The sequence below is a fragment of the Aquimarina sp. AU474 genome, assembly GCF_900312815.1.
GTDB lineage: Bacteria > Bacteroidota > Bacteroidia > Flavobacteriales > Flavobacteriaceae > Aquimarina.
In genome coordinates, this window is the sequence record NZ_OMPE01000006.1 from 172917 (window position 1) to 189998 (window position 17082).

General features: G+C 34.6%; 17 protein-coding genes. 15 read left to right on the plus strand and 2 right to left on the minus strand.

Annotated features, from left to right (window positions below):
* Window positions 1-26 precede the first annotated feature (26 nt).
* Genes gldB through DK508_RS05470 form a run of 3 tightly spaced genes read left to right on the plus strand, consistent with a single transcriptional unit; the run spans window position 27 to window position 1760 of the window.
* Window positions 27-998: a gliding motility lipoprotein GldB gene (gldB, locus tag DK508_RS05460; RefSeq protein WP_109299960.1), complete on the plus strand. Its 972-nt coding sequence runs from the start codon at window positions 27-29 to the stop codon at window positions 996-998.
* Window positions 998-1336, plus strand: coding sequence for a gliding motility protein GldC (gene gldC, locus DK508_RS05465; RefSeq protein WP_109299739.1), 339 nt, complete (start codon window positions 998-1000; stop codon window positions 1334-1336). The genes gldB and gldC overlap by 1 nt, the downstream gene beginning before the upstream one ends.
* A 49-nt stretch (window positions 1337-1385) precedes the next feature.
* Window positions 1386-1760: a GTPase gene (locus DK508_RS05470; protein WP_109299740.1), complete on the plus strand. Its 375-nt coding sequence runs from the start codon at window positions 1386-1388 to the stop codon at window positions 1758-1760.
* On the opposite strand, the gene yihA is transcribed toward DK508_RS05470, so the two are convergent.
* Together yihA and DK508_RS05480 are read right to left on the minus strand one after the other, a co-directional pair.
* A complete protein-coding gene (gene yihA, locus DK508_RS05475) occupies window positions 1747-2352 on the minus strand; it encodes a ribosome biogenesis GTP-binding protein YihA/YsxC (protein WP_109299741.1) in 606 nt (201 codons plus the stop codon). The two genes, DK508_RS05470 and yihA, sit on opposite strands and share 14 nt — an antisense overlap.
* A gap of 15 nt (window positions 2353-2367) precedes the next feature.
* The gene (locus DK508_RS05480) at window positions 2368-3138 is read right to left on the minus strand and encodes an alpha/beta fold hydrolase (RefSeq protein ID WP_109299742.1); all 771 of its coding nucleotides are present in this window, start codon (window positions 3136-3138) and stop codon (window positions 2368-2370) included.
* 302 nt (window positions 3139-3440) lie between these two features.
* Between DK508_RS05480 and mraZ the strand changes: the two genes are divergently transcribed.
* The 12 genes from mraZ to ftsA all read left to right on the plus strand — a co-directional run bounded on the left by mraZ (window position 3441) and on the right by ftsA (window position 17050).
* Window positions 3441-3908, plus strand: coding sequence for a division/cell wall cluster transcriptional repressor MraZ (gene mraZ / locus DK508_RS05485; protein ID WP_109299743.1), 468 nt, complete (start codon window positions 3441-3443; stop codon window positions 3906-3908).
* Window positions 3909-3986: 78 nt separating this feature from the next.
* The gene (gene rsmH, locus DK508_RS05490; RefSeq protein ID WP_109299744.1) at window positions 3987-4895 is read left to right on the plus strand and encodes a 16S rRNA (cytosine(1402)-N(4))-methyltransferase RsmH; all 909 of its coding nucleotides are present in this window, start codon (window positions 3987-3989) and stop codon (window positions 4893-4895) included.
* Entirely contained in the window at window positions 4892-5203 is a 312-nt protein-coding gene (locus DK508_RS05495) for an FtsL-like putative cell division protein (RefSeq protein WP_109299745.1), read from the plus strand. Before rsmH ends, DK508_RS05495 begins: the two co-directional genes overlap by 4 nt.
* A 4-nt stretch (window positions 5204-5207) precedes the next feature.
* Window positions 5208-7202 (plus strand): penicillin-binding protein, encoded by a 1995-nt coding sequence (locus tag DK508_RS05500; RefSeq protein WP_200831844.1) that lies wholly within the window; start codon window positions 5208-5210, stop codon window positions 7200-7202.
* Complete coding sequence (locus DK508_RS05505) at window positions 7199-8665, plus strand: UDP-N-acetylmuramoyl-L-alanyl-D-glutamate--2,6-diaminopimelate ligase (RefSeq protein ID WP_109299747.1); 1467 nt, start codon at window positions 7199-7201, stop codon at window positions 8663-8665. The genes DK508_RS05500 and DK508_RS05505 overlap by 4 nt, the downstream gene beginning before the upstream one ends.
* 42 nt (window positions 8666-8707) lie before the next feature.
* A complete protein-coding gene (gene mraY / locus DK508_RS05510; RefSeq protein ID WP_109299748.1) occupies window positions 8708-9937 on the plus strand; it encodes a phospho-N-acetylmuramoyl-pentapeptide-transferase in 1230 nt (409 codons plus the stop codon).
* A 1-nt stretch (window position 9938) separates the two neighbouring features.
* A complete protein-coding gene (murD, locus tag DK508_RS05515) occupies window positions 9939-11273 on the plus strand; it encodes a UDP-N-acetylmuramoyl-L-alanine--D-glutamate ligase (RefSeq protein ID WP_109299749.1) in 1335 nt (444 codons plus the stop codon).
* Between the two features lie 32 nt (window positions 11274-11305).
* On the plus strand, window positions 11306-12508 hold the full coding sequence (locus DK508_RS05520; RefSeq protein ID WP_109299750.1) for an FtsW/RodA/SpoVE family cell cycle protein: 1203 nt from the start codon (window positions 11306-11308) through the stop codon (window positions 12506-12508).
* The gene (gene murG / locus DK508_RS05525; protein WP_109299751.1) at window positions 12505-13617 is read left to right on the plus strand and encodes an undecaprenyldiphospho-muramoylpentapeptide beta-N-acetylglucosaminyltransferase; all 1113 of its coding nucleotides are present in this window, start codon (window positions 12505-12507) and stop codon (window positions 13615-13617) included. Before DK508_RS05520 ends, murG begins: the two co-directional genes overlap by 4 nt.
* 7 nt (window positions 13618-13624) lie before the next feature.
* Window positions 13625-14971: a UDP-N-acetylmuramate--L-alanine ligase gene (murC, locus tag DK508_RS05530; RefSeq protein WP_109299752.1), complete on the plus strand. Its 1347-nt coding sequence runs from the start codon at window positions 13625-13627 to the stop codon at window positions 14969-14971.
* Complete coding sequence (locus DK508_RS05535; RefSeq protein WP_109299753.1) at window positions 14968-15684, plus strand: cell division protein FtsQ/DivIB; 717 nt, start codon at window positions 14968-14970, stop codon at window positions 15682-15684. Before murC ends, DK508_RS05535 begins: the two co-directional genes overlap by 4 nt.
* A 7-nt stretch (window positions 15685-15691) precedes the next feature.
* Window positions 15692-17050, plus strand: a complete 1359-nt coding sequence (ftsA, locus tag DK508_RS05540; protein ID WP_109299754.1) for a cell division protein FtsA — start codon at window positions 15692-15694, stop codon at window positions 17048-17050.
* The last annotated feature ends 32 nt before the right edge of the window (window positions 17051-17082 follow it).

Below are 17082 nucleotides of genomic sequence, written 5' to 3' on the forward strand. Positions count from 1 at the left end.
ATTATTTAAAAAGATCTTATACTCAGATGACGAAAAGTATTGAATATTTAAAATTAATGATGATTTTTTGTTTATTATGCTCTTGTGGGAATGATAATAAAATAAAGAGTGAGGTAGCAAAAGTTCCTGTAGAAATAAATATAGAACGTTTTGATAAGTTATTTTCTGAAGTGACAGAAAAGAATTTACCTGATTTGAAAAAGAGTTACCCTTTTTTGTTTTCGGCAAAATATGCGGATAGCGTATGGATAAATAAAACTAAGGATACTATCCAGCAAGAAATCAATCAGGAAATAGGCAAGACCTTTTTTGATCTTTCTGTAGAAGAAGAAGAGCTTCATTCGTTATTTCAACATATTAAATTTTATTTCCCCGAAATTAAAGAACCAAGAATAATAACTATTACATCAGATGTAGATTATCACAATAAAGTGGTTCTTTCTAAAGGGTTGTTAATTATTTCTTTGGATACATACTTGGGAAAAGACCATAGATTTTATGAAGGAATACAAAAATATTTGAAACAGAATTTCGAGAGAGAGCAACTTGTGCCAGATGTAGCTTCAATGTATGCTAAGAACTTGGTGGGACCTATTAGAGATCGAACATTTTTGGGGAATCTTATATCTTTTGGAAAAGAACTTTATATTAAAGATTTGTTATTACCGGATATGGCAAACGCTCGAAAAATGGGCTATTTCGAAGAGCAATATAATTGGGTTGTAGAGAACGAAGAAGAGATTTGGAGGTACTTTGTGGATCGTCAATTATTGTATAGTACAGAAAGTAATCTTATGCCAAGATTTTTATATCCAGGTCCTTTTTCTAAGTTTTATCTTGAAGAAATCGATAAAGAAGCTCCAGATAGAGTGGGGCAATTTATAGGTTGGCAGATTGTAACGTCGTATATGAAAAATAACAATGTATCTTTGCGCCAATTATTAGTGGCAGATGCCGAAACGATTTTTAATGAATCAAAATATAAACCCGCACGATAATGGCAAGTGAACATACATCAGAAATTAAAATTGATATAGAATTAGATGAAAACCGAATCCCCGAACAACTAAAATGGACAGCAAAAGATGGTGGAGTAGAAAATGAAGAAACGAAGGCATTGTTGTTATCTGTATGGGATAGTAAAAATAAAGAAAGTTTACGAATTGATCTATGGACCAAAGATATGCCTGTAGATGAAATGAAAATCTTTTTTCATCAAACATTAGTAGCAATGAGTGATACATTTCATCGGGCAACTCAAGATGATAAAATGACTGCGACAATGAAAGATTTTTGTGATTATTTTGCAGAAAAATTGGAGTTAAAGCAGGGGTGATTTGAAATGTTTTTGGAAGTATGCTGACTAATATTCAAAAATCGAAAATTTGAGTAGAACAGTAATCTTTGTATATAACGCAAAATCAGATGTGTGGAGTAAATCATTGGATTTAGCTCATAAAATGTTGAGCCCATCTACATATAATTGTGATCTTTGTGCTCTTACTCATGGGAATTTTTCTGAAAAAAAAATCTGGAAAAATTTTAAAGAAAACTCAGATGTTGGTTTTGTGTTTATCTATAAAGATGCGTTTGTAAAGAAGTATTCAAATCTTGATAAGTATGTTTTTCCAATAATTCTTGAATTACAAGATGATAACGACCCGATTATACTTTTTGATGCTCAAAAACTGGCGTCAATAGGATCTATAGAAGAGTTTATCAAAAAACTTAAAAAGGAAATCTTGACTAAGAAGTTTTGAGTTGATGATTAATGTCATTAATGTAATTTAGAACTTCTTCTTTGCCTAACCCCGAAGATGAAGAGGTGATGAAATAATTTGGCATTTCTTCCCAATACTCTAACATTTTGGTGGTGTAGGCTTCTATCTGAACAGGGAGTTTATTTTTTGAAAGTTTGTCTGCTTTGGTGAAAACAATCGAAAAAGGAATTTGATTTTCTCCTAACCATTGCATGAATTCTAAATCTATTTTTTGTGGATCGTGCCTGCAATCTACTAGTACAAAGGCAGCTACTAATTGCGTACGTTTGACAAAATAAGCGGTTATAAATTTTTGAAATACTTTTTTTGCAGATTTAGAAACACGTGCATATCCATAACCTGGAAGATCTACCAAAAACCAATTTTTGTTAATAACAAAATGATTGATTAACTGTGTTTTTCCAGGCCTACCAGAGGTTTTTGCCAAACTTTTTCGATTAGTCAGCATATTGATCAATGAAGATTTTCCAACATTAGATCTGCCAATAAAGGCATATTCTGGTAATTTGTCTTTTGGGCATTTGGCCACATCGCTGTTGCTCATCACAAATTCAGCGCTGCTAATTTTCATAATACGATGTTATAATTAGAAATTTCGTTCTTGTAGCCAACTATGCAGCAACTTGTTAAATTCATCAGGATGTTCCATCATTGCAGCATGGCCACATTTATCTATCCAATAAAGATCAGAATCTGGCAATAAACGATTAAAATCATCTGCAACTTCGGGCGGAGTAACATTGTCGTCTTTACCCCATATAATACAAGTTGGGGTTTCCATCTTTGGGAGATCCTTAGCCATATTGTGGCGAATCGCACTTTTGGCAATAGCCAAAGTTCTTATCAGTTTATTACGATCATTAACGGTGGCGTATACCTCGTCCACGATTTCTTTTGTGGCAATAGCTGGATCATAAAACACATTTTCAGCTTTGGCTTTGATGTATTCATAATCCCCACGTTTTGGATAACTTTCGCCCATTGCACTTTCATAAAGGCCAGAACTACCTGTGATAACAAGTCCTTTTACTTTTTCCGGATACATTTTTGTGCACAAAAGAGCAATATGCCCCCCAAGAGAATTACCAAGAAGAATTACTTCTTTATCTCCGTAACCTAAATGATCTATAAAGTCCTTAAGGTATTTTGCATAAGTGCTTACCTTAGTTTTTATTAGCGGTAAAGAGTAGACAGGAAGCTCAGGAATCAAAACTTTGTAACCTTTTTGAGGGAAGTAAGAATTTACGCCTTCAAAGTTACTCAAGCCCCCCATTAACCCATGTAATATGATTATTGGTGTACCTTCTCCTGAATCCAGATAACTAAATTTTCCGTCTTTTTTTAATTCGTGCTCCATTAATACTTCTTACAAGAATTAAAGCAAATATAGCATTTTCATAATTAGTTTGGGGATTTTTTATTAATACTACAGAATGAATTTTTATAATTCTTTTTCTAGCGCATAATATAAATCTTTAATCGTCGGAAACAATGAATTAATTGGCTTTTGGCTAGGATGCTGATAGACAATTTTTTAAAGCATTTAACCTTCGTGAACACCTTTTTTGAGAGACAACTTATTAACAATGTGGTAAATTGTGGTAAAAAGTGGTAATTTTTTCAATATATTTGACTAATTAAACCTATAGGGAAAACAAAGTGGTAAATCTTATTGGTACATACGAGTGCAAGGCAGACGCTAAGGGACGTCTCATGATGCCTGTTGCTTTTAAGAAGCAGCTCTCGTCTGTATTACAAGATGGTTTTGTGTTAAAAAGGTCAGTGTTTCAGGCTTGTTTAGAGTTATATCCGATGCAAGAATGGAACTTATTGATGCAAAAAATCAACAAGCTTAATCGCTTTAAAAAGAAAAACAATGATTTTATTCGAAGGTTCACTGCTGGTGTAAAAGTAGTCGAAATAGATGCTGCTGGTCGTCTTTTGATTCCAAAAGATTTAGTGGGATTTGCGGGTATTACAAAAGAGCTAGTATTGTCTTCTGCTGTTAATATAATCGAAATTTGGGACAAAGATCAATATGAAAAAGCTATTGATGATGTTGCTCTTGATTTTGCTGATTTGGCCGAAGAAGTAATGGGCTTTGATGATGAAAACGAGCAAGAATAAAACATTTTTCTAGTTGATTTGAGTGGTGGATATTTCACCCTATTCTTTATAAATAGGTTAGACAAGATAAGAAAGTAGATGATGAAACAAACCGAGTACCATAATCCAGTTTTATTGATGGAAACCGTAGATGGTTTGGCTATTAAGCCTGATGGGGTGTATGTCGATGTGACATTTGGAGGAGGAGGACATTCTAGAGAAATTCTTAAAAGACTTGGGGTGAATGGTAAGTTATATGCTTTTGATCAAGATCTGGATGCTTTAGATAATGCTATACAAGATGATCGATTTACTTTAATCAATGAAAACTTTAGGTTTATTAAGCGATTCTTAAGGTTTCATGGGATTCGTAAAGTAGATGGGATTTTGGGTGATTTTGGGGTTTCCTCTCATCAGTTCGATGTTGCTGAAAGAGGCTTTTCAACACGTTTCGAGAGTGATTTAGACATGAGGATGAATCAAAATAAAGAATTATCGGCTTACAACGTGATTAATGAGTACGATGAATCTGATTTGAGAGCAATGTTTTTGCAATATGGAGAACTGCGGAATGCTCCCAAATTAGCAAGAACAATAGTAGCAGCTAGAGAAACAGAACATATAAAGACAAGTTCAGAGTTAAAAGAAGTTTTGAAGCCATTTTTGCCAAAACATAAAGAGCATAAGATTTTGGCTCAGATTTATCAAGCTATAAGAATAGAGGTAAATCAAGAAATAGAAGCGCTTAAAGAATTTTTGGAACAAACAACGGGGCTCTTGGAACCTGAGGGAAGAATAAGCTTGATATCATACCACTCATTAGAAGATAGATTGGTGAAAAGATTTATAAGAAATGGGATGTTTGAAGGAGAGCCCGAAAAAGATCTATATGGTAATGTGACTGTGCCATTCAAAAAAGTAGGAGGGTTAGTTGTTCCATCTGATGAAGAGATAAAAGCGAATAATAGAGCACGAAGTGCTAAACTAAGGATAGCTGCAAAAATTTGAAACAAACGGTATATGACATATTAAAAGGTAAGTTTCTTATTGCAGATGATGCAATGAAGAACTGGAGAATGCTGTTGTTTCTTTCTTTTTTGGCAATCGTAATGATCGCTAGTTCTCATAACGCAGAGAGTAAAGTGCACGAGATTGCAAGATTAAATAATGAAGTAAGAGAATTGAGAACGCAGTTTGTCGACGGAAAAACAGAGTTAATGAGGTTAAAGATGGAGTCTTCAATTATTAAAAAAATGACTCAGAAGGGGTTGAAACGTCCTACTCAACCTCCTAGAAAAATAATTGTAAAAAATTAAGCTTTTGGCGATTAAAGAAAAAAACATATTAAACCGATTGTATTTCATAGCAGCGTGTATGTTCGTTTTTGCCGTAGTTGTATTGGTGAAATTGGTCAATATACAATTTGTCGAAGGAGATATGTATCGACAGAAAGCTCAGGAACGGGTTTTTAAAACCTTTGATATACCAGCAAATAGAGGGAATCTTTATGATAGCAAAGGGAATTTATTAGCTACTTCTGTGCCAAAATACGATATACGATTTGATGCGTTAACCGTAACGGATAAAGATTTTAGAGAATATGTAAAGCCACTATGTGGAGCGCTTTCTAAAGAATTCGGAAAGCCTGTTTCTTATTACGATAAAATGATAAGGACTGCTAGAGCCAACAAGAATCGATATTTATTGATTCGTAGAAATTTGGGGTATTCACAATATATGCGTGTGAAGAAATTTCCTTTATTCAATTTTGGGGCCAATCGTGGTGGATTAATTGTAGAGCAAAGAACGGTAAGAGAACATCCTATTGGAAAGATTGCTGAGCGCACAGTGGGTTATGAAAGAAGAGATGATCAAGGGTATTATACTAGAGTGGGATTAGAAGGCGCGTATGGCCCTTTTCTAAGAGGAAAAGAGGGTAAGCGTAAAAAACAAAAGATTGCTAAAAATCAATGGAAACCTATTGGTGATGCTAATGAAGTAGAGCCACAAGATGGTTATGACGTTGTGTCTACCATCGATGTAAATATTCAGGATATATCACATCATGCACTTTTGGCTCAGTTAGAAAAATTTGAAGCTGAGCATGGGACTGTTGTGGTTATGGAAACTAAAACAGGGGAGATAAAGGCAATATCTAATCTTGGAAGAACGAAAGCAGGTAAATATTATGAAAAGTTAAACTATGCCGTGGGAGAATCTCATGAGCCTGGCTCTACTTTTAAATTGATGACAATGGTTGCTGCTCTAGAGGATAGAAAAATTGATTCTAGTTATGTAATAGATACAGAGAATGGTCGTGTGCGTTTTTATGATAGGATTGTTAAGGATTCTAAATGGGGAGGTTATGGGGAAATTTCGGCAGCAAAAGCTTTTGAGTTATCCTCAAATACTGCTTTTGCAAAAATGATTAATGAGAATTATAAGAACGATCCTAAAACATTCGTAGATCGATTGATGAATATGGGGTTAGCAGAGCCTCTAGGGGTTTCTATTAAGGGAGAAGGTATTCCAAAAATCCCATATCCTGGGGATAAAGATTGGTATGGTACTACATTGCCTTGGATGGCACATGGTTATGGCGTTGCCCTTACACCTTTACAAACATTGGCTTTTTATAATGCCATCGCTAATGATGGGGAAATGGTAAAACCAAGATTTATTAAAGAGGTCAAAACTTGGGATAAAACTCGAGAAAGATTTGATAAAGAGGTGATCAACCCTACAATATGCTCCAAGAAAACTGCAAAAATCGTTCAAGAAATGATGAGAAATGTGGTGAAAAGAGGAACGGCAGATAATATTAATACAAGTAATTTTCAAATCGCAGGCAAAACAGGCACTTGTTGGGGTAATTATGGTAGGGATAAAGAGAGAGAATATATCTCGTCGTTTGCAGGATATTTTCCTGCTGATAAACCTATTTACTCTTGTATAGTAGTTGTTCATAAACCCAATAAAGAAAAGGGGTATTATGGTAATGAAGTGGCAGGCCCTGTGTTTAAGACTATCGCTACCAAAATTTATAATGATATTCCTGTGATCGACGAAGTGCCATACCAAATTAAGGAAAGTGGTATGGTGATTAAAAGTTATGATACTTATTACGAGAAAGCTCAAAAATATAAAACCATAATGCCTAATGTGAAAGATATGCCAGCGATGGATGTTATTTCACTTCTAGAAAACATGGGACTTAGAGTAGAGTTAAAGGGATCTGGTAGAGTAAGAAAACAATCAATAGAACCTGGAACAAAAGTGCAAATTAATCAAACCGTTAAGTTGGAATTGTCGTGATTGAATTGAAAGATGTTATATATAAAGTTGCAATTAATGCTGTAGTAGGTAATACTGCTACGGGCATTAATAAAATTGAATTCGATTCCCGAAAAATTGAACAAGATGATGTGTTCGTAGCAATTCGAGGTGCTGCTGTTGATGGGCATGATTTTATAGAAAAATCAATTAATCAAGGAGCGATTGCAATTGTTTGTGAACAAGTGCCAGAGGTAACCGTCAATGGTGTTACCTATATCGAAGTTGACGACACTCAATCGGCATTAGCAATAATAGCCGCTAACTATTATGGTGCTCCTTCAGAGAATCTAAGATTGATTGGAGTTACCGGCACTAATGGTAAGACGACCATTGCAACTTTGTTGTATCAATTGTTTAAAAAAGCAGGTTTTAAAGTAGGCCTCTTATCAACAGTAAAAATTCTTGTGGATAATAAGGAATATGGAGCTACACATACCACTCCAGATTCTTTGTCTATTAATCAGCACCTTAAGGAAATGAGTGAAACTGGTGTTGAGTATTGCTTTATGGAGGTTAGCTCACATGGGATTCACCAAAAAAGAACAGAAGGTTTGGTGTTTGCAGGAGGTGTGTTTACTAATTTATCTCATGATCATTTGGATTATCATAGCACTTTTAAAGAGTATCGCGATGTGAAAAAAGTGTTCTTTGATGGTTTGTCCTCCGATGCCTTTGCGTTAACAAATAAAGACGATAAAAATGGTGTTTTTATGCTTCAAAACACCAAGGCAAGACAGTATAGTTATGCTTTACGTTCCTATGCAGATTTTAGAGGTCAGATTTTAGAAAGTAGCTTAGAGGGTTTGCTTCTTAAGTTAAATGATCATGAAGTGTGGAGTAAATTAATAGGAAGTTTTAATGCATATAATCTTTTGGCAATTTTTGGAACGGCAGAATTATTGGGCTTAGAAACATTAGAAACTTTACGATTGCTTAGTGATCTCACAAGTGTGAGTGGTAGGTTTCAATATTTGATTTCAGAAGAACAAAAAATTACAGCGATAATAGATTATGCACATACCCCTGATGCATTAAAAAACGTGTTAGAAACCATTAATGATATTAGAACTAAAAACGAAACACTGATTACAGTTGTAGGGTGCGGTGGTGATAGGGATAAGATGAAACGTCCAGTGATGGGCAATATAGCGGCTAAATTAAGTAATAAAGCAATTTTCACTAGTGATAATCCAAGAACAGAAGATCCTGATCAAATAATAAAAGATATTGAAACAGGAGTTGAACCACAGGATTATAAAAAAACATTAGCGATAACCGATAGGAAACAAGCAATTAAAACCGCATGTCAATTGGCTGAACATGATGATATCATCTTGATTGCTGGTAAGGGTCATGAGACTTATCAAGAAATTAATAAAGAACGAATTGACTTTGATGATTTTGAAATTGTTAAAGAAGAATTGAAAAAACTAAATAAATAAAATTCTTGTCGCATCTTTTTTGGATGTGCAAGTTGTGAACTTATGTTATACTACTTATTTGAATATTTAGAAAGCGAATACCAGTTCCCCGGGGCGTCGCTGTTTCAATTTATCACATTTAGAGCGGCGTTGGCGATAATACTGTCGTTATTAATCTCTACAATTTATGGTAAGCGAATCATTGAGTTTTTGAGAAAGAAACAAATGGGAGAAAGTATTCGTGAGTTGGGATTAGATGGGCAGGCCGAGAAGGCAGGGACACCTACTATGGGCGGAGTGATAATTATTTTAGCCACTCTGATACCTGTACTGTTATTTGCTAAGCTGGATAATATATATGTAATCTTATTAATAGTCGCTACCCTATGGATGGGAGTTATTGGTTTTACAGATGACTATCTAAAAATAAAGAAAAAAGATAAAGAAGGTCTAGCAGGAAAATTTAAAGTAATTGGCCAGGTTGGTTTAGGGCTTATTGTGGGATGTACTATGTACTTCCATGAAGATATAACGGTGAGACAAGAAAAAGCAGATTCCGATATTGAGCAGGTTGTGACCACTCAAGAAAAATCGGATTTTAATCCTGCAATAAAATCAACCAAAACCACAATCCCGTTTTTTAAGAATAATGAATTTGATTACTCTGATCTAATTACTTGGATTAGCCCTGATTTAGGTAAATACGCGTGGTTAATTTTTATACCCATTGTAATATTTATAGTAACAGCCGTGTCAAATGGAGCAAATCTTACCGATGGTATTGATGGATTGGCGGCCGGCTCATCGGCTATAATAGTACTCACGTTAGCATTGTTTGCATGGGTATCTGGTAATATCATTTTTTCAGATTATTTAAATGTGATGTATATCCCTAACTCTGGTGAAACTACCATTTTCATTACTGCTTTTGCAGGTGCCCTAGTAGGGTTTTTGTGGTATAATACATATCCCGCTCAAGTTTTTATGGGAGATACAGGTAGTTTAACTATTGGTGGGATTATAGCGGTCATTGCAATAGCTATTCGTAAAGAATTTTTAGTGCCAATTCTTTGTGGAATATTTTTTATAGAAACATTATCGGTAATGATCCAGGTTAGCTGGTTTAAGTATACTCGAAAGAAATATGGAGAAGGAAGAAGAGTGTTTTTGATGTCTCCATTGCATCATCATTATCAGAAGAAGGGAATTCATGAAAGTAAGATTGTATCTCGGTTTTGGATTGTAGGTATTTTTCTTGCAATTATTGCGGTGATTACTCTAAAGGTGAGGTAGTATGAAGAGATTGGTGGTATTGGGAGCTGGAGAAAGTGGAGTAGGAACTGCCATTTTGGGTAAAAAAGAAGGATATGATGTTTTTGTTTCTGATAAAGGGATAATAGCAGATCATTATAAAAAAGTTCTTATAAATTTTGAAATAGAATGGGAGGAGCAACAGCATACAGAAGTTAAAATTTTAAATGCTGATATCGTAGTAAAAAGCCCAGGAATTCCTGATAAAGTTGCTTTAATACAAACCTTGAAAGCAAGAGAGATTCTTGTGGTTTCAGAGATTGAGTTTGCGTCTAAATATACTTCGGCTATCATAGTGGGGATAACTGGAAGTAATGGAAAGACAACCACTACGATGCTTACTAATCATGTGCTTAAACACGGAGGTTTAGTAGTAAATATGGGCGGTAATATCGGAGATAGTTTTGCTAAACAAGTAGCAGAAAATGACGCACCGTATTATGTATTAGAGCTCAGTAGTTTTCAATTAGACGGTATTATTGATTTTGCACCTCACATAGCGGTGCTTACGAATATAACACCCGATCATTTGGATCGATATGATTATCAGTTTGAAAAATATATCGCTTCAAAATTTCGAATTACAATGAATCAAACCGAAGATGATTATTTCATTTATGATGCCGACGATGCTGTAATTACGGATTATTTAGAAAAACACCCTATTCGTTCAAAATTGTTGCCTTTTTCATTAAAAGAAAAGGTAGAGAACGGAGCATATGTAGAGAAAAAAAATATTAACATAATAATAGATAACAACAAATTAATCATGCCAACAACAAATTTATCCTTAAAAGGAAATCACAATGTGAAAAACGCTATGGCTGCGGCTACGGTGTCACAATTATTGAAAATCAGAAAAACTACCATAAGAGAGTGTTTAGAAAATTTTCATGGGGTAGAACACCGATTAGAAAGTGTATTGAAAATAAACAATGTTCAATACATCAATGATTCAAAAGCAACAAATGTTAATGCTACCTTTTATGCATTAGATGCTATGAAATCTGCAACGGTATGGATTGTTGGAGGAGTGGATAAAGGAAATGATTATTCAGAGTTATATCCTTTGGTAAATGAAAAAGTAAAAGCGATTATTTGTTTAGGGATAGATAACAGTAAAATAGTAAATGCTTTTGGCAATTGTGTAGATAATATTGTTGAAACACAATCTATGAAAGAAGCAGTAAATATGGCATATAAAATTGCCGAAAGAAATGAAAATGTGCTATTGTCTCCGGCTTGCGCAAGTTTTGATTTGTTCAAAAATTATGAGGAAAGAGGAAGACAATTTAAAGAAGCAGTAAGAGAATTATAAAAAAAAATAAATACTAAATACTAAAAAATATAATGATAAGAGTACTGGCAAATATAAAAGGTGATAAGGTAATCTGGGCTGTAGCAGCCTTGTTGGCATTGTTTTCTTTTTTACCTGTGTATAGTGCTAGTAGTAATTTGGCATATTTATATGGCGATGGAGATACATTTAGTTTTTTAGTAAAACATTTTGCACATTTAGTATTGGGTTTTTTGATTATGTATGGAGTTCATAAGATACCATATCATTATTTCAAGGGGCTCTCTATCATAATGATACCAGTGGTTTTAATCTTGTTGTTGGTTACTATGGCACAGAATACAACCATAGATGGCGCCAATGCAAGTCGCTGGATTAGACTGCCTTTTGTAGGAGTCACTTTTCAAACATCTACTTTGGCTGCTGTGGTATTAATGGCTTATGTAGCAAGATACCTTTCCAAAATTAAAGGTGAAATGTTGTCTTTTAAAGAAACGTTGTTGCCTTTATGGGTGCCGGTGTTCTTAGTTTTAATACTCATTTTACCAGCTAACTTTTCGACAGCTGCGATTATATTTTCAATGGTAATCATGTTGGTGTTTCTTGGGGGGTATCCCTTAAAATACATTATGACAATTTTGGGATCTGGATTGTTGATACTTACTTTTTTCATTTTGTTCGCTAAAGCTTTTCCGGGAGTGTTTCCTAATAGAGTGGATACCTGGGTGAGTAGAATTGAGAATTTTACCGATAACAAAGAGACTCAAGAAGATTATCAAATCGAGCGTGCAAAAATTGCTATTGCAAGAGGAGGAGTAATTGGTACAGGGCCAGGTAAAAGTGTTCAAAGAAATTTTTTACCTCAGTCTTCATCAGATTTTATTTATGCGATCATTATTGAAGAGTGGGGGTTTGTAGGAGGTGTTTTTTTAATGTTGTTGTATTTACTTCTATTATTTAGATTGGTGATTGCGGCGCATAAAAGTGTAGATGTCTTTGGTAAATTGTTGGTCATTGGTGTTGGTCTTCCTATTGTTTTTCAGGCATTAATTAATATGGCAGTGGCAGTAGAATTATTTCCAGTAACGGGACAAACACTACCACTTATTAGTAGTGGAGGGACCTCTATTTGGATGACATGTCTAGCGATAGGGATTGTTTTAAGTGTGAGTAGTAAAAGAGAAGCAATAATAGAAGAAGAACAAGAATTAGAACAAGAAGAGAATCCATTAGAGGTTTTGCAGGAAGTGGTATGAGTAGAGTATTAAAAGTCATATTATCAGGAGGAGGAACAGGAGGTCATATTTATCCTGCAATAGCTATTGCCAACGAATTACGTAATAGATACCCAAATATGGATGTCTTATTTGTTGGTGCTAAAGATCGCATGGAAATGCAAAAAGTGCCTAAAGCGGGGTATAAAATAATTGGATTATGGATTAGTGGTATTCAAAGAAAATTAACGGTAAGTAATTTATTGTTTCCGTTAAAATTGATAAGTAGTCTTTGGAAGTCAAAGAGAATTATTGAAAATTTTAAGCCGGACATAGTGATAGGTACTGGTGGCTTTGCAAGTGGACCCTTATTAAGAATGGCAAGTTCAAAAAATATTCCGACCGTAATCCAAGAGCAAAATTCATTTCCTGGAATTACGAATAAATGGTTGGCAAAAAAAGCAAATAGGATATGTGTTGCTTATGACCACATGGATCGTTTTTTTCCTGCAAAGAAGGTGGTGAAAACAGGAAATCCAGTACGTCAAGATTTATTAAATACAGAGCATAAAAGAGATTTAGGTGTAGCTAAATATAGTTTGAATACTGATAAGAAGACTATTTTAATACTTGGCGGAAGTTTAGGAGCGAGGAGAATAAATCAACTCATAGAAAAAGAACTTGGTTTTTTTAAAAATACCAGGGTTCAGGTAATTTGGCAATGTGGAAAGTTGTATTACTCAGAATATAAGAAATATAATGGTAAAAATGATGTGCAGGTACATGAATTTTTAGACACAATGGATTTGGCTTATGCGGCGGCGGATATAATTATATCTAGAGCAGGTGCAAGTTCGGTTTCCGAGTTGTGTATTGTAGCAAAACCCGTATTGTTTATTCCATCGCCTAATGTTGCAGAAGATCATCAGACTAAAAATGCAAATGCTATAGTTAATAAGCAAGGAGCAAAAATGCTTAAAGAGAGTGAGTTAGATGAAAATTTTGAAAATACCATATCAGAATTATTAGATTCAAAAGAGTTACAGGTACAATTATCAAAAGCTATAAAGAAAATGGCTTTGCCTAATGCAACCGCTGATATCGTTGATGAAATTGAAAAAATAATTAAAGAAAAATCGATTAGGAACTAAAGTGAATATGAACAAAACTTTAGAACATATAAAAAACATTTATTTTATCGGTATCGGAGGTATCGGTATGAGTGCTCTTGCTCGATATTTTAAGTTTTTAGGAAAGAATGTGGCGGGTTATGATAAGACATCAACACAAATCACTTTAGATTTAAGTGAGTTAGGGATAGATATTCATTTTGATGATGCTATAACTGCTATTCCAGAGGTGTTTTTAGACAAAGAAGAAACATTGGTTGTATACACACCTGCAATTCCCAGAGATCATAAAGAATTTAATCATTTTAAGGATAGCGGGTTTTCTGTAAAAAAGAGAGCAGAGGTTTTGGGGATAATTACCAAAAATGTGTATACACTTGCTGTTGCAGGAACTCATGGTAAAACCACGACTACAGCTATTTTGGGACATTTACTCAAAGAAGCAGGTGTAAAGGTTACAGCGTTTTTAGGAGGAATTAGTGAGAATTATAATTCTAACCTGATTTTAGAAGGAAATGAAGTAGTTGTTGTCGAGGCTGATGAATTTGATAGGTCATTTTTACAACTCTATCCGGATATCGTGGCGATTACATCAATGGATGCTGATCATTTGGATATATATGAGAAAGCTAACGCACTCGAAGAATCATTTGTAGAATTTTCGTCAAGGGCAAAAGATCATCTGTTGATCTGCAATGGATTGCCCATTTCGGGGATAACTTTTGGTGTGAATGATACTTCGGATTATTGTGCGCAAAACATAAGAATAGATAACGGGACTTACATTTTTGATTTAAAAACACCACACGAGCTCATAAGGGATTTGCATTTAAACCTGCCAGGTACACATAACTTGTTAAATGCCATAACAGCCTTTGCCATAGCGATGCTTTACGGCACCCCGACCACATCTCTGGCAAAGGCTTTATTTTCTTTTAAAGGTGTACAGCGTAGATTCACTTATCAAATAAAAACAAAAGATTTGGTGTATGTAGATGATTATGCTCATCACCCTACAGAGATTAATGCTTTGCATCAAGCAGTAAGAGAAATGCATCCAGGTAAAAACGTACTAGCTATTTTTCAACCTCATTTGTATAGTAGAACCAGAGATTTCGCAGAAGATTTTGCAATAAGCCTCAGTCAATTTGATCAATTATTACTTCTTGATATATACCCAGCCAGAGAGTTACCGATCGAGGGTATAACTTCAGAATGGTTATTAAATAAAGTAGAAGTGAGCAATAAAAAATTGGTAGTAAAAGAAAATTTAATTGAAGAAATAAAAAAAAGTAATCCACAAGTTGTATTAACAATTGGTGCGGGAGATATTGGAGAAGAAGTAAAAAGTATAAAAGAGGCATTAGCGATATGAAAAATATAATGACATATCTGAAATTTAGCGGTTTAATCGTTTTGATTGTAGTTCTTTTTGCTTTTACAAGTAAGCGAAATAAGGAGAGACAGATCAATGAAGTGCTCATAGAATTTGTCGAAGAGCAGGATCCATACGTAAATGAAGCCATGGTTAATAAATTGTTAATACAAAATCAGGAGAGAGTTACGAACGTGGGTAAAGAAATTTTAGTTTTGAATACTGTAGAGCAGGAGTTGGATTCACACAAAATGATCGAGCATTCTGATGTATATCTTACTGTAAATGGAGAACTTAGGGCACTAATTAAACAACGCACCCCAATTGCACGGGTTAATGCGGTTACTCCTTTTTATGTGGATATTACTGGAAGTACCATGCCTTTATCAAGTAGTCATTCGGCACATGTACCATTAGTGCATAATGTGTCAGAAAGAGAAGTGACAGAAGTTTTTCCTTTACTGAAGAAAATTCAGAAAGATAAATTTTTGAAAAAGCATGTCGTTGGAGTATATAGAAATAACAAAGGACATTACGAGTTAGAATTAAGGGTATACTCGTTTAAGGTCGTTATTGGGGAAGTAGAAGATTTAGGAAGTAAAGTCAAGAATTTCAAAGCTTTTTATCAAAAAGCTTTACGAGATAAAAGTCTTGATAAATATAAAAAAGTCAGTTTACAGTTTAGTAATCAAGTGGTGTGTACCATAAAATAATACCAACATGGAAAGAGCAACAAATGAAATAGCGGTAGGATTAGACATAGGAACAACAAAGATTGTTGCTATGGTCGGGAAGTATAATGAATATGGAAAGATGGAAGTCCTAGGAGTTGGTAAATCCAAGAGTTTAGGAGTGCACCGAGGTGTTGTTAATAATATAACGCAAACTATTCAATCTATACAACAAGCTATCCAAGAAGCCGAGAGTGTTTCGGGAATGAAGATTAATGATGTAACGGTTGGTATCGCAGGGCAGCATATCAGAAGTTTACAACACAGTGATTATATCACCAGGCCTAATGCAGATGCTGTTATAGACGAGGATGATATCGATAAGTTATGCAATCAAGTGCATAAGTTGGTCATGTTACCAGGAGAAGAAATTCTTCATGTATTGCCGCAAGAATATAAAGTTGATGGTCAAGCCGAAATCAAAGAGCCTGTAGGTATGTATGGGGGACGACTAGAAGCAAATTTTCATGTCGTTGTAGGACAAGTAACTTCTATTCGTAATATAGGAAGATGTGTAAAGAGTTCTGGATTAGAACTGTCTGATGTTACTCTAGAACCACTTGCTTCTGCCAATGCCGTTTTAAGTCAAGAAGAAAAAGAAGCAGGAGTTGCTTTGATAGATATAGGAGGAGGTACTACAGATTTGGCAATTTTTAAAGATGGTATTATTCGTCATACTGCAGTGATTCCTTTTGGAGGAAATGTAATTACTGAAGATATAAAAGAGGGATGCTCTATTATTGAAAAACAGGCTGAATTATTAAAAATCAAATTTGGTTCTGCATGGCCAGGAGAAAATAAAGATAATGAGATTGTTTCGATTCCTGGTTTAAGAGGAAGGGAACCTAAAGAAATTACATTAAAGAATTTATCCAAAATTATTCATGCTCGTGTAGTAGAGATTGTAGAGCAGGTTTTTTTAGAAATTAAAAATTATGGACATGAATCTCCTAAGAAAAAATTAATCGCAGGAATAGTATTAACAGGTGGAGGGTCTCAATTAAAACATCTTAAACAATTAGTAGAGTATATAACAGGAATGGATACTCGAATAGGATATCCAAATGAGCATTTGGCAGGTAATAGCGATTCTGAAACTACGAGTCCGATGTATGCCACTGCGGTAGGATTAGTGATGGATGGGTTAGTGCATATGCAGAAGCAAAAGAAAATAGTAAAGAAAGAAGTAGTAACAAATACTGAAACAGTTGGTCAACAACATGTAGAAGCAAATGAGAATGAAGTGGTGAATGAAGAAGAAAACCCAAGGGTAGATCTAAAACCAAGAAAGAATATTCTGGAAAAATGGACAGAAAAATTCAAGGAATTTTTGGATAACGCCGAATAGATTTAGGAACTAATAATGCTCCAGAAAAGAGC

Coding starts and splice junctions, on each gene's coding strand:
- gldB (WP_109299960.1), top strand. CDS start 27: ATGACGAAAAGTATTGAATATTTAAAATTAATGATGATTTTTTGTTTA.
- ftsA (WP_109299754.1), top strand. CDS start 15,692: ATGGAAAGAGCAACAAATGAAATAGCGGTAGGATTAGACATAGGAACA.
- DK508_RS05480 (WP_109299742.1), bottom strand. CDS start 3,138: ATGGAGCACGAATTAAAAAAAGACGGAAAATTTAGTTATCTGGATTCA.
- DK508_RS05520 (WP_109299750.1), top strand. CDS start 11,306: ATGATAAGAGTACTGGCAAATATAAAAGGTGATAAGGTAATCTGGGCT.
- rsmH (WP_109299744.1), top strand. CDS start 3,987: ATGATGAAACAAACCGAGTACCATAATCCAGTTTTATTGATGGAAACC.
- mraY (WP_109299748.1), top strand. CDS start 8,708: ATGTTATACTACTTATTTGAATATTTAGAAAGCGAATACCAGTTCCCC.
- DK508_RS05535 (WP_109299753.1), top strand. CDS start 14,968: ATGAAAAATATAATGACATATCTGAAATTTAGCGGTTTAATCGTTTTG.
- murG (WP_109299751.1), top strand. CDS start 12,505: ATGAGTAGAGTATTAAAAGTCATATTATCAGGAGGAGGAACAGGAGGT.
- murD (WP_109299749.1), top strand. CDS start 9,939: ATGAAGAGATTGGTGGTATTGGGAGCTGGAGAAAGTGGAGTAGGAACT.
- murC (WP_109299752.1), top strand. CDS start 13,625: ATGAACAAAACTTTAGAACATATAAAAAACATTTATTTTATCGGTATC.
- yihA (WP_109299741.1), bottom strand. CDS start 2,352: ATGAAAATTAGCAGCGCTGAATTTGTGATGAGCAACAGCGATGTGGCC.
- gldC (WP_109299739.1), top strand. CDS start 998: ATGGCAAGTGAACATACATCAGAAATTAAAATTGATATAGAATTAGAT.